We start from the raw sequence: 12,285 nt of genomic DNA on the forward strand, positions 1-12,285 counted from the left end.
GAGATGAGATGATGTACCGCAGGCTGACCGCCGCATTCACGGCAATCGCTTTGATGCTGACTTTGCCGCTCGGGGCATCCGCCGCCGATCCGCAGGCCCCGGCCATGCAACCGGATCATGTCGTTTGGCCGCAAGCCGGTGCCCTGCCCAGCTTCGGGAAGCCCAAACATCTGGAAGTCGCGGATGTGTACGACGCCCCGGGCGACCTCAAGCTGCTTTTGTCGACCCTGCAGGGAATCGTCAACCGCGCGTTACCCCGCATTTATCTGATCGAAAGCCAAGAAGAAGGGAAAACGGCCTGGCTGAACGACCTGCACGTTCCCTATACGGTGCATGAAGATGCTTGGGACATCGTCCGGATGTTCAAAGACGAGGTCCGAGGCGCCATCGTCTACGATCCGGCCATTCCCGACTCGATCAACGTAGCCACGACATTGGCCGGCATAAAGGACGCGGTCGCGGTCAGTCCGGAGCTGGCGAAAACGCTGGGGGCGGCTCCCTATAACCTGCCGGTGCTGGAGGACCTGCAGGGTCGGTTCAAAAACCGCCTCGACGCGTATACGTGGCAATACGAGCACTTGTGGAACCAGACGACGCACCGGATGCTGATCGGCCTCAGCCCGAACACGTCGATCCGCATTCCGCCCGGAATCCCGGCATCCTTCCAGGTCATCGCCGAGGAGACCACGCAGGAGCGGGACGCGAAGAACCGCCAAGTGTACGATCTCGACTTGTCCGCCTACCTGGGCCAAGAATCGGTGTACCTCCGTTTCGACGACGCCTTCCCGCAGGATGGCTGGGGACCGGCCGTGCACGAAGTGACGGTGAAGGCCGACGGGCAAATCATCGCGCGATTCGTGCCCGGCACGCCGGAGGAAGAGCCGTTCCTGTACGACCGCCAGGAATCCCAGCTGTCTTCGGGCAGCGGAGGCCACCGGTTCGCCGATAACGGCCGCTACTTCGTCTATCGGTTCACGCCGCCGGCCGGCACGACGCAGCTGACGGCTTCCGTGGACATGTGGAACCAGTTCAAGGTGTCCGCCGGCAACGAACAGCCGCCAAGCTCGGAGCGGAAAGAACCGTACGGCTATCTCCGCGATTACGCGGTCGCGAACAAAGCGATGGTGTTCTGGCTGGAGTCGAACGTGCCGGAGGAGCGGGCGCTGTTCGAGAAGATCCTGTCCTCCGTCGAGCCGGGTACGCCTTACCTGGGCTGGTTCAGCAACGACGTGGCCGGGGAATTCACCGGCGTCGAGATTACGGCCAGCCACGGCGTCTACGTGCTGGCGGCCGATTGGTTCAGCAACATGACCGTCTTCTCCGGCACGAAGCTGACCGAGCCGGCGCCGAAACCGGTCGAAGCCCCGAAGCTCGAAAACAAAATCTACGTGACCTACACGTTCAGCGAAGGGGACAATCTGCAATACAACCAACACCGGATGCGGGTGCTTTGGGACGATCCGAACCGCGGCAAAGTCCCGATCAACTGGACGTCGAATCCGCTGCTCTATGACGCCGCCCCGGCTTTCCTGAACTACTATTACGGCACGGCGACGGAGAACGACCAGTTCATTGCCGGACCTTCTGGAGCGGGATATTTCTACCCGAACGTTTGGCCGGACAGCTCGTTCTCGGATTACCTGCGCCGGACGTATCCGTACCTGCAGAAAACGGGCATGACGATCCCTTACGTGCTGAACCGGATAAACGGAGAGAACGTTCCCCTCAGCGCGGAAAAGGCGGATGCCTACAAAGACCGGTACCACGCGACGGGCTTGTTCCTGAGCTGGGAAGACCGGTTCGGCGCCCAAGTGCTGGACAACGGCCTGCCGGTCTCGACGATCCGGGGGATCGGCACGGTGCAGGACGGGAAGAACGTGCTCGAGGCGGCGAAAGCGAACTGGGACGGCAACTCCCCGCTGTTCGTCTCCCTGGGCGTGCTGGCCTGGAGCATGACGCCGACGGACGTCGCCGCGCTCAACGAATCGCTCGGACCGGAGTTCCAAGCCGTGCGGGCGGACCAGTATTTCTCGCTCATCCGCGAAGCGAACGGCTTGCCGCGCCAACCTTGAAGCGATAGAAAGCTCGAGTCTGCCATCGAAACGCCAAAGAGCTGCCCATCGTCCTGCCGGACATGCGGCAGCTCTTTCTTTATCGCGGACGGGGCGTCAATTTTCGAAATGGGAGAATCGCCGCAACCTGCGGCGGGACCGATTCGTACAAAATAGGAAAACCGGGAATGGACGAAACCCGATCCGTGAAAGTTGGGGCACCGCCAAACTTCCTAATAAGAGGAGCGAAAGGTCTTGGAACCATCGATCCAGCCGGACTTGCGATTGGACGTGAACCTCCGTTCCGCCGGCTATGAGGAGAAGAAAGACACGATTCGGAACGTCCGCTTCCAGGTTCATTCGGGAGAACTGGTCGGCCTGATCGGACCGAACGGAGCGGGCAAAAGCACGACGATCAAATCCATTCTGGGACTGTTGCGGCACCGCGACGGGGAAGTCGCCTTCGGCGGGCCGACCGGCCGATACGCCTATGTGCCCGAGCATCCGGTGGTGTACGAGTACTTGACGCTGTGGGAGCATCTGCGGTTGGCCGCGGCCGCTTTCGGCATGGAGGAGGCGGCGTTCGCCGCGAAAGCGGAGGCGCTGCTCGAACGCTTCCGCCTGTCGGAAGCCCGGCATGAGCTGCCGGCGAAATTCTCCAAAGGCATGCAGCAAAAGCTGATGCTCGTGACCGGTTTCATGCTGGAACCGGATCTGTATATCGTGGACGAACCGTTCATCGGCCTCGATCCCAGGGCCACGAAGGATCTGCTCGACTTCTTGGAAGCGGAGCGCCGCCGCGGAGCCGGCATCCTCATGTCCACGCACGTGCTCGATACGGCGGAGAAAATTTGCGACGGCTTCGTCTTGATCGACGGGGGCTCCGTCGTCGCGCAGGGAACGCTGCCGGACGTTCGGCAGACGGCGGGTCTCGCCGATTCCTCGCTGTTCGATTGTTTCCTGGCGCTGACCTAAGCGGGGAGAGTTCGACTCGTTAAACTCCCGATGTAAGGAGGAATCCCGATTTGAAAGCATGGACGCCGATATCGCTGGCCCTGGATCGGATCCTCCGATTTTGGAATTTGCAGGCACGGGCGTGGAGAACGGCGCTGGATTGGACGGTGTGGATCTATTTCATCGTGCCGGGGCTGCTGTACGCGGTCGGGACCTACCGGGCGTGGTGGCTGTACCCGCCCGATTGGCTGACCGGCCTGCCGGCCGGTTTGGCCGCTTTGCCGACGTTGTTGCTGGCGTTGACGGGGCAATTGCGGGTGTTGGTCGAAGAGGCGGATATTCTCTTTCTGCGGCAGAGGCTGGACTGGATGCGGAGCATCATGGGCATTGGGGCCGCGTACACGTTTCTCATGCATGTGCTGCAGTCCGCCCTCGCGTTCGGCCTCCTTTCTCTTTGGCTAGTACGCATAATCGGCCTTGGCGCGGGGCCGATCGCCGCTTGGGCGCTGTATACCGCGGCGTATCGGACGTTGTTCTCCGTTGCGGGCAACTTGATCCGCGCTTATTGGAGGGGATGGCGCAGGTATGCCGTCTTGACGGCGGCGGTCATCCTGGCGGGAGGCTTGTACCTGTTGCCGGTCAGCGGGTTTCTTGCCGCCCGCGACCCCGCCTATCTGTGGGGAGCGGCGGCCATTACGCTTGCGGCGGCGGCTTTGGCCGCGGCGTTCAAGCTCGGGGCGAAGGGCACCTTCGCAAACGACCTGCTGATGGAACGCCAAGCCAAGCTGGCCACCGCGGACTTGCTGCTGCAGGGCGTGATGGAACGCAAGCCGACCGTACAACTGGCCCGCCCGCTGCTATTCCGCCGGTCCGGCCGGCTGTTCCGCGGGACGGACGCGGGAACCGTGCTGGGCGAAGCGCGAATCAAGTCGTTCCTGCGCAAATGGGCGAACGTTCAGCTCTGGTTCTCTTTCCACAGCGCATCTACCGCCGCGATCCTGATGTCGCCCGGTTGGCTCGCCCCCGCGGTCGCCGCCGTATTGCCGTTCATCGCGGCAGCCTGGATTCGGGAGCAGTGGCGGGAATGGGCGGCCGAACCGTTCATCTCCCAATTTCCATGGAGCGGGGAGGATCTCCGCAAGGGATCGTCGCGATCGGGCTTCTGGCTGCTGATCGCCGGATTCGTCTGGCTGGCGGCCGCGGCAGGAGGGGGGATGGCCGGTTGGCCCGGACTCCCGATCGGCGCCGTATGCGGCTTGGCCTACGGGTTCGCGCTGCTCAAGCTGATGGAAAAGCTGCGGTTTTTTCCATAGTAAAGTCCAGACCGACTTCAAGACATATGTATGCAGCAAGGTTTTCCTCTATCGCCTCTCGTGGTCGAGTCGGCGATTGTTTCATAGAAAGATGCCGTCAAGTAACAAAGGCGGTTTCCTGCCGTTCTTCGTACAACTTCAACCCCTGCAGCGGCGGCGAGTACACATGGACGGAAACGACGCGTTCCTGATTGTCGTTCCGCATCTGATGAATCATCCCGTGCGGGGTCACGAACCGTTCGCCTGCCGCCACCTTGTGCTCTGCCGTTTTCACGGCGGTCGTTCGGTCCACGGCTTCAAATACCGCGTTGGTCAGTTCGCCTTGGACGACCCGGCCGCAGCCGGCCGATTTTCCGTGGTCATGAATATACGTCCGGCATTGGGCGGGCAAATGAACGACGATGATTTCAACCTCTTCATTCGCGTAAACGACGTTTCTTCCATACGGATACGCCGACGGTTCCGTCACGTGGGGCAGCGTCCATTCTGCCAGATCGGGAATGCCGAGCAGAGCCTCCTTCAATTCGTCCAGCGTCGGGTTGGTTAACCTTCCGAAACGCGCGGCCAGCAATGAAACCAGATCCATATAACAACTCCCTTTATCGCAATTTGTCGGAACGGGACTGCCGAAGACCGTTCCCAGGTTACAATATATGGTATTGGCCTATCACACGTGAGTAACGGGTTCGGCAGCGTCATTTTCTCAAACGCCGCATCAAGACAACGATTTTTACGTCGGGACATACCGCCTTGAACAGGGTGGTTTGGCCCTTTTTGCGGATATAAAAAAATCAAATTCCTAAATAAAAGCCATCTATTATGGATGTAATTGACACTTGTGTAACCGGGTGGTAACTTGAATTCAATCGTTAAATACCCGACTAAAAAGATGCGAATTGTTTGAATATTGGGGCGTTCGCGTTTGGAGGGCAGGCATGAGCAAACGGAAGCTTGCGCAATGGGTGGAAGACCATGGGCTCGTATTCGAGGAGCTTGCCCGGCAAATATGGGAACGGCCGGAGGTGGCGTATGAAGAACGTTTTGCGGCCGAAACGCAGAAATCCGTCCTGCGGGCAGCAGGGTTCCGCATTACCGAAGCCGTTGGCGGCATTCCGACCGCCTTCATCGCGGAAGCCGGGAAGGGAAAACCGGTCATCGGAATCATCGGCGAATTCGATGCGCTTCCAGGACTGTCGCAACAGGTCAGCGCGGTCTATCTGCCCGCCGCGGCTGACGGACCCGGGCACGGGTGCGGGCACAATCTGCTGGGGGCCGCGGGGGTCGAGGCGGCGATCGCAGTCGGGGTCAGATTGGCGGAGGAAGGCTTGAGCGGAAGGATCCGTTACTATGGCTGCCCCGCAGAAGAAGTGCTTTCGGGCAAAACGTTCATGGCCCGCGAAGGGGTCTTCGGCGATCTAGACGCCGCGCTGACCTGGCATCCCGGCACCGCCAATTTGGCGCTCGTCGGCAAAACCTCGGCGCTCACGTCCGTGGAATTCCGATTCGCAGGCAAACCCTCGCATGCGGGAGCAGCGCCTCATCTCGGAAGAAGCGCGTTGGATGCGGTGGAGCTCATGAACGTAGGGGCCAATTATTTGCGCGAACACGTGCCCGAAGGCTCCCGAATCCATTATGTCATCACGAACGGCGGATCCGTACCCAATATCGTCCCTGAGAAAGCAAACGTCTGGTACTTTCTGCGCGGGAACGACCGCGCGCTCGTCGACGACTTGCAGGAACGGCTGATCAAGGTCGCCAAGGGTGCGGCGATGATGACGGAAACCGAGGTCGATTGGGCGGTCAAGGCAGGCGCTTACGACTTCTTGCCGAATGAGACGCTGATCGACTTGTTGTTCAGGCAGAAGGACGATGCCGGTATTTTCGCGTTCAGCGACGAAGAGTCGGCATGGGCGGCTTCCTTGGCGGAATCGCTGGATCGCGAAGCGCTGCGGCAGGCCGCCGATTTTTATGAACGGGCCGGCATATCCGCGTCTGGGCCTCTTCCCGTCGGTTTCGGCCGTTGGAAGTCGTCCTCTGGGTTGGGTGGATCCACCGATCTCGGAGACGTTTCCTGGATCGCTCCGGTAGGGACGATATCGACGACATGCGCGCCGATCGGCGTACAGCTGCATACCTGGCAGGCAACGGCCGCGTTCGGATCCTCGATCGGGCTCAAGGGCATGCATTACGCCGCCAAATTAATGGGATTGGCCGTTTACGAACTGCTCACCGACGGCGGGGATACGCTGTCGAAGGCCAAGGCGGAGTTCCGGACCGCGACCGGCGGCCGTATATACAAGCCCGCGATTCCGCCGGAAACGCGGCCTCCCGTTCGAGGGTAAGACAGGGGCGTGGATAAGATGAGCGGATATACGCTTGAGGTCGAGAATTTAACCGTGGCATTCCGTACGGAATTAGGAGAAGTGCGTCCGGTTGAAGGGCTGACGTTTGCCGTGAAACCCGGGGAAACCTTATGCATCGTCGGTGAATCGGGAAGCGGCAAGACCGTCGCCGCCCTCTCGCTCCTGCGGCTGCTGGGGAAGAACGGGGGGATCCGGGCAGGAAGCGTTCGGCTGAACGGCGAGGAGTTGACGCGGAAGTCCGAGACGGAGATGCGGAGCATTCGGGGAAGGGATATCGCGATGATCTTCCAAGAGCCGATGGTTTCGCTCAACCCGGTGTTCACGATCGGCCATCAACTAACGGAAGCGATCCGGCTGCATACCGATCGGAGAGGGAAGGCGGCGAAAGCGCATGCGGTCGAAATGCTGCGCCGCGTGGGCATTCCCCGTCCTGAAGCGGTTTACGGCGAGTATCCCCATACGTTGTCGGGGGGGATGAGGCAGAGGGCGATGATCGCCATGGCAGTCGCATGCGAGCCTCGGCTTCTCATCGCGGATGAACCGACGACGGCGCTGGACGTCACCGTGCAAGCCCAAATCCTGGAATTGATGAAGCGGCTCGCAGCCGGAAGCGGAACTTCCATCGTCCTGATCACCCACGATCTGGGCGTCGTAGCCGAAATGGCGGATCAGGTCGCGGTCATGTATGCGGGACAGATCGTCGAGACGGCGGACGTCTATTCGTTATTCGAAAATCCCCTTCATCCCTATACCCGGGGGCTGATGCGTTCATTGCCCGCGTTCGGGAGCGAAAGGGAGGGTCGTCTTTCGGCCATCCCCGGAGCCGTGCCCCCGTTGAGCCGGCTTCCCCGCGGGTGCCGTTTCCACCCTCGTTGTCCGATGGCGGAATCGATCTGCGAGTCCGAAGAGCCGGAGCTTCAGCCGGCGGAGGTTAGCCGCCGCGTCCGGTGTTGGGCGGCATCGGGCGAGATTCGGCGGTTCGCGGGGAGACAAGGCGGATGACGGTCATAACGGAATCGAATGCGAGTCGCCCGCTGCTTCAATTAGAAGGCGTCAAAAAATATTATCCGTCCCGCAAGGGCCTATTCGCGAAAGGCCGGATCCAAGCGGTGGATGGCGTCACGCTGGACGTTCATGCGGGGGAGACGGTCGGCCTGGTAGGCGAATCGGGCTGCGGCAAATCGACGCTCGGAAGGACGATCATACGCCTCGAGCATTCCGACGCCGGCCGGATTCTGTACGACGGAGAGGAAATTACCGCCTATTCGGTCCGCCGAATGCGGCCGCTCAGAACGCAGATGCAGATGATCTTCCAGGATCCTTATTCCTCCTTGAATCCGCGCCAGCGCGTCGAAGATATTCTCGCGGAGCCGCTGATCGCCCACGGCTTACCACGGGGGGAAGACGCGAGGCGGAGCGTCGGGAAGTTGCTCGATCTGGTTCAACTGCCCCGATCCAGCCGCTCCCGTTATCCCCACGAGTTCTCGGGCGGGCAACGCCAACGGATCGGCATTGCCCGTGCGCTGGCCCTGAAGCCGAGGCTGATCGTGTGCGATGAGCCGGTATCCGCTCTCGACGTATCCGTCCAAGCGCAAATCCTCAATTTGCTGAAAGACTTGCAGGATGAACTGAAACTGACTTACGTATTCATCGGGCACGGGCTGGGGGCAGTCCGCTATATCAGCACCCGGGTCGCGGTCATGTACCTCGGCAAAATCGTAGAACTCGGGGAAACGAACCGCGTGTTCGATGCCCCCAGGCATCCGTATACGAGCCTGCTTCTGCAAGCCATTCCTGTCGCGGATCCCAGAAGAAGGCTGCGCGAGCGTCTCGTCCTTCAGGGTGAAGCGCCCAATCCGGAAAATCCGCCGCCGGGCTGCCGTTTCCACCCGCGCTGCCCTTTCGCGCGGGAACGCTGCTTCTCCGAAGCGCCATCACTTACAGGCAACGGCCATGCGGCCGCTTGCCACTACCCGCTCGGGTGAGAAAGGCGGTGATGTCCGATGCTGTCCTACATCGCGCGGCGACTGCTGATTTCGTTGCCGGTACTGCTAGGCATCACGGTCATCAATTTCATCCTCATGAAGCTGGCGCCCGGCAACCCGGTCGATATGCTGATCGACCCGAACACGCCGCCCGAGCTGCTGCAAGCCAAAAAAGCGATGCTCGGCTTGAACAGCCCGCCCGCGGTTCAATACGGGAAATGGCTGCTCGGTTTGCTGCACGGCCATCTCGGTTATTCGTTCAGTTCTTATGCTCCGGTGGCGGATCTGATCGCGCAGCGGATCGGGCCCACGCTGCTGCTCGCCTTCGCGTCGCTATTCGGCGGGATGCTGATCGCGCTTCCTCTCGGAATCGCCGGCGCCGTTCGGCGCAACACCGCCCTCGACCATGCGCTGACCGGATTGTCGTTCGTCGGGATCTCATTGCCTCCGTTTTTCCTGGGACTGGGGCTGATCTATTGGTTTTCCCTCAAGACCAAGCTGCTGCCGACGGGAGGCATGCACACGCTCGGCGGCGAGGGGGGACTCGGAGACGCGCTCTATCATCTCGTGCTCCCGGCCAGCGTGCTGGCGGCCGCCATCGTCGGCAAAAAAATCCGTTACATCCGGGCCAGCATGCTGGACGTGTTGGAAAAGGAGTATTTGCGGACGGCGAGAGCGAAAGGCGTCCGCGAATCCCTCGTCATCGGCAAACACGCGCTGCGAAACGCGCTGCTTCCGATCCTGACGGTATTCGGCGCGGAGATTCCCGTTCTTTTGGGGGGCAGCATCCTGGTCGAGCAAATTTTCCAATGGCCCGGAATCGGGCAACTGGCGCTGCAATCGATCCTGTCCCGGGATTACCCGACGCTGATGGCGCTCAATCTCGTGGCCGCGATCGTCGTGCTGGCTTCCAATCTGCTGACGGACGCGCTGTATACGATGGCCGATCCGCGAATTCAATACCGATGAAACAAGGAGGCCGTATGAGCGAAGCGATCGAACCCGAGCGGGCGAGGACGGGAAGCGCCGGCCCGTTCCGCCAATTCGCCGGACGGTTTTGCCGGCATAAATTGGCAGTCGTCGGGCTGGCCGTCACCGCGGCGTTGATTCTCACCGCCTTGTTGGCCCCCCTGCTTTCGCCGCATTCCCCCTACTCGGTGTCGGACACCTTTTCCTCTCCGCCGTCGAGCCGGCACTGGCTGGGCACCGACCCTGTCGGGCGGGACGTGTTCAGCCGCTTGATCGCGGCTTCGCGGGTTTCCCTGGCGGTCGGTTTCGCGACCGTGGCGCTATACGTGACGGCCGGTACGCTGATCGGGCTCGTCTCCGCCTATGTCGGCGGATGGGTAGATCTCATCGTGATGAGGGTGACCGACATGTTCATGGCGTTTCCTTTTCTGATGGTCATCCTGGTCGTCGTGAGCGTCTTAGGTGCCAGCTTGCAGACCATCGTTTTCGTTCTTGCGCTGTTCTCTTGGCCGACCGTAGCCCGGCTGGTCCGAAGCAGCGTCCTGTCGCTCAAAGAACAGGATTTCGTGAAGGCAGGGCGGGCGCTCGGCTTCGGTGCGCCGAGAATTCTGTTCCGTCATTTGCTGCCGAACGCGCTCGCTCCGATCGTGGTCAACGCCACCTTCGGGGTGGCCGGCGCGATCTTAAGCGAGTCGGGGCTCAGCTTTCTCGGAATGGGGGTGCAGCCGCCCGCCGCAAGCTGGGGCAACATGCTCGGCGATGCCCAGTCTTTGACCGTCCTGACCGACCAGCCATGGCTGTGGTTGCCTCCGGGGCTCATGCTGCTGATCGCCGTGCTGGCGATCAACTTCGTCGGAGACGGGCTGCGGGACGCGCTGGATCCGAACGGATGAACGGACGGAAGGAAATCGCAAAGTCATCGGATCATCCACTACCATTCAAGGAGGAAATGAAAATGAAAACAAAGAGACACGTAATCGTAACGACGGTGCTGGCCGCGATGCTGGCCGTCTTAGCCGCATGCGGAAACAACCATAACGGAAGCGCTCCGAGCGGCGATTCCCAAGCTTCCGCGGGCTCCAGCCAACCGGCCGCCGCAGCAAGCGGTTCGGCAACTTCCGCTGCGGCGGCCAAGCCCAAAGCCGTTACGATCGGAATCGTCAATTCGCCGATCTCGTTAAATCAGATCAACGACCAGGGAGATTCGGCCTCCAAGACCGTTCAAGCGCTGATCAACGACTCGCTGCTGGATATCAACGATTCGTTCGAGTTCCTGCCGAAGCTGGCGGATTCGGTCGAGACGAAGGACAATCAAACTTACGTCGTAAAATTGAACGCGCAGGCCAAGTGGAACGACGGCCAGCCGTTCACGACTTCCGATGTTCGGTTCACGTTGAACACCGCGCTGAGCCCCAAGGTGGAAAGCTCGTTCCGGCTGAACTTCATCGAAGGGACGGACGACGCTGGCAAACTCCCCGAAGGGCAGAGCGAGCTGTCGGGGCTTAAGATCATAGACGAACGCACCTTCGAGGTGAAGACCAAGAAACCGATCGATCCGAATATTTTCAAGGAGACGTTCGCGACCAAGGTTTATTTCCTGCCCGAACACGTTTTGAAGGGGGTTCCGCCAGAGCAATTGGCCACGAACGCCTATTTCCAAAAACCCGAAGTCACGATCGGTCCGTTCAAATACGCCAATTTCCTGAAAGACCAGTATACCGAAGTCGTGCGCAACGAGAACTACTACCGTCCGATCGCCAAGCTGGACCGAATCTTCGTTAAAGTGCTGCCGGCCGCCAATTTGGCCGCTCAGCTGCAGTCGGGAGACATTCAAATGAACTCCCTGCCCGTCGGTCTCATCCCGATCACCGATTACGAGAAAGTCAAGGCGCTTCCGGACGTCAACGTCGATTCGAGCGGCCCGTCCGAACCGGCCGAGATCTTCTTCAACAACAAGACGGTCAGCGACGCCAAGGTGCGGCAAGCGATCGCCTACGCGCTCAATCGGGAGCTGATCGTGAAGCAGCTGCTCAAAGGACAAGGCGAGGTGATCGACGGGAGCATGCCGAGCGACAATCCTTACTACAACAAGAACATCAAACGCTATTCCTACGATCCGGATAAATCGAAGGCGCTTCTGGAAGAATCGGGCTGGGACGCGAACAAGACGCTCCGTTTCCTCGTGCCGTCCGGCAACAAAATCCGGGAACAAGCGGCGGACATCCTCGTTCAGAATCTGAGAGATGCCGGGTTCAAGATCGATGTGCAAAAGTACGACTTCGGGACCTTGGTCCAGAAAGTGCTGAAGGCGGATTACGATCTGACGATCTTCAACCGCGACTATTACATCGAGCCGAGCAATTACTTCTCTCTGTTCCAGAGCGACAATGCGAACAACTTTATTTTCTACCGCAATCCCAAGGCGGATGAGCTGATCGTTCAGGGAGCTTCCGAGACGGACTCGGCCAAGCGCCGTCAAATCTACGACGCGCTTCAGCAGATCCTTCACGATGATCTGCCGACGCTCAGCGTCTATTCGGAAAAAAGGATTCAGGCGGTCTCCAAAAACGTGTCGGTCGGCAAACCGCTCAATCTCGGCATGTTCAATCGAGTCAACGAATGGGACTTGATCTCGCGATGAGACGGAAGG

At 60.2% G+C, this 12,285-nt stretch carries 10 protein-coding genes; 9 read left to right on the plus strand and 1 reads right to left on the minus strand.

Going from position 1 to position 12,285, the window contains the following annotated elements; genetic code table 11:
- The first annotated feature begins 11 nt into the window (after positions 1–11).
- The 3 genes from PTZ19_RS12955 (at position 12) to PTZ19_RS12965 (ending at position 4,318) form a co-directional block, all read left to right on the plus strand.
- Entirely contained in the window at positions 12–2,072 is a 2,061-nt protein-coding gene (locus PTZ19_RS12955) for a GxGYxYP domain-containing protein (protein WP_276355011.1), read from the plus strand.
- 234 nt (positions 2,073–2,306) lie between these two features.
- On the plus strand, positions 2,307–3,026 hold the full coding sequence (locus PTZ19_RS12960; protein ID WP_276355013.1) for an ABC transporter ATP-binding protein: 720 nt from the start codon (positions 2,307–2,309) through the stop codon (positions 3,024–3,026).
- Positions 3,027–3,076: 50 nt separating this feature from the next.
- A complete protein-coding gene (locus PTZ19_RS12965; protein ID WP_276355014.1) occupies positions 3,077–4,318 on the plus strand; it encodes an ABC transporter permease in 1,242 nt (413 codons plus the stop codon).
- Positions 4,319–4,415: 97 nt separating this feature from the next.
- Here PTZ19_RS12965 and PTZ19_RS12970 read toward each other — a convergent pair whose 3' ends face one another.
- A complete protein-coding gene (locus tag PTZ19_RS12970; RefSeq protein WP_276355016.1) occupies positions 4,416–4,904 on the minus strand; it encodes a cysteine dioxygenase in 489 nt (162 codons plus the stop codon).
- A 349-nt stretch (positions 4,905–5,253) separates the two neighbouring features.
- Here PTZ19_RS12970 and PTZ19_RS12975 point away from each other — a divergent pair, with 349 nt between their 5' ends.
- From PTZ19_RS12975 to PTZ19_RS13000, 6 genes are all read left to right on the plus strand, one after another.
- Positions 5,254–6,660, plus strand: coding sequence for an amidohydrolase (locus tag PTZ19_RS12975; RefSeq protein WP_276355019.1), 1,407 nt, complete (start codon positions 5,254–5,256; stop codon positions 6,658–6,660).
- A gap of 18 nt (positions 6,661–6,678) precedes the next feature.
- Positions 6,679–7,683 (plus strand): ABC transporter ATP-binding protein, encoded by a 1,005-nt coding sequence (locus tag PTZ19_RS12980; RefSeq protein ID WP_276355021.1) that lies wholly within the window; start codon positions 6,679–6,681, stop codon positions 7,681–7,683.
- Positions 7,680–8,666: an ABC transporter ATP-binding protein gene (locus PTZ19_RS12985; protein ID WP_276355024.1), complete on the plus strand. Its 987-nt coding sequence runs from the start codon at positions 7,680–7,682 to the stop codon at positions 8,664–8,666. The genes PTZ19_RS12980 and PTZ19_RS12985 overlap by 4 nt, the downstream gene beginning before the upstream one ends.
- Positions 8,667–8,684: 18 nt before the next feature.
- Positions 8,685–9,635, plus strand: coding sequence for an ABC transporter permease (locus PTZ19_RS12990; protein ID WP_276355026.1), 951 nt, complete (start codon positions 8,685–8,687; stop codon positions 9,633–9,635).
- Positions 9,636–9,649: 14 nt separating this feature from the next.
- A complete protein-coding gene (gene opp4C, locus PTZ19_RS12995; protein WP_276355028.1) occupies positions 9,650–10,528 on the plus strand; it encodes an oligopeptide ABC transporter permease in 879 nt (292 codons plus the stop codon).
- Between the two features lie 62 nt (positions 10,529–10,590).
- On the plus strand, positions 10,591–12,276 hold the full coding sequence (locus PTZ19_RS13000) for an ABC transporter substrate-binding protein (RefSeq protein WP_276355029.1): 1,686 nt from the start codon (positions 10,591–10,593) through the stop codon (positions 12,274–12,276).
- Positions 12,277–12,285: the final 9 nt, after the last annotated feature.

Source organism: Cohnella caldifontis, assembly GCF_029360585.1.
In the GTDB taxonomy this organism is placed as follows: domain Bacteria; phylum Bacillota; class Bacilli; order Paenibacillales; family Paenibacillaceae; genus Cohnella; species Cohnella caldifontis.

Coding starts and splice junctions, on each gene's coding strand:
- PTZ19_RS12985 (WP_276355024.1), top strand. CDS start 7,680: ATGACGGTCATAACGGAATCGAATGCGAGTCGCCCGCTGCTTCAATTA.
- PTZ19_RS12970 (WP_276355016.1), bottom strand. CDS start 4,904: ATGGATCTGGTTTCATTGCTGGCCGCGCGTTTCGGAAGGTTAACCAAC.
- PTZ19_RS13000 (WP_276355029.1), top strand. CDS start 10,591: ATGAAAACAAAGAGACACGTAATCGTAACGACGGTGCTGGCCGCGATG.
- PTZ19_RS12955 (WP_276355011.1), top strand. CDS start 12: ATGTACCGCAGGCTGACCGCCGCATTCACGGCAATCGCTTTGATGCTG.
- PTZ19_RS12990 (WP_276355026.1), top strand. CDS start 8,685: ATGCTGTCCTACATCGCGCGGCGACTGCTGATTTCGTTGCCGGTACTG.
- PTZ19_RS12975 (WP_276355019.1), top strand. CDS start 5,254: ATGAGCAAACGGAAGCTTGCGCAATGGGTGGAAGACCATGGGCTCGTA.
- PTZ19_RS12980 (WP_276355021.1), top strand. CDS start 6,679: ATGAGCGGATATACGCTTGAGGTCGAGAATTTAACCGTGGCATTCCGT.
- opp4C (WP_276355028.1), top strand. CDS start 9,650: ATGAGCGAAGCGATCGAACCCGAGCGGGCGAGGACGGGAAGCGCCGGC.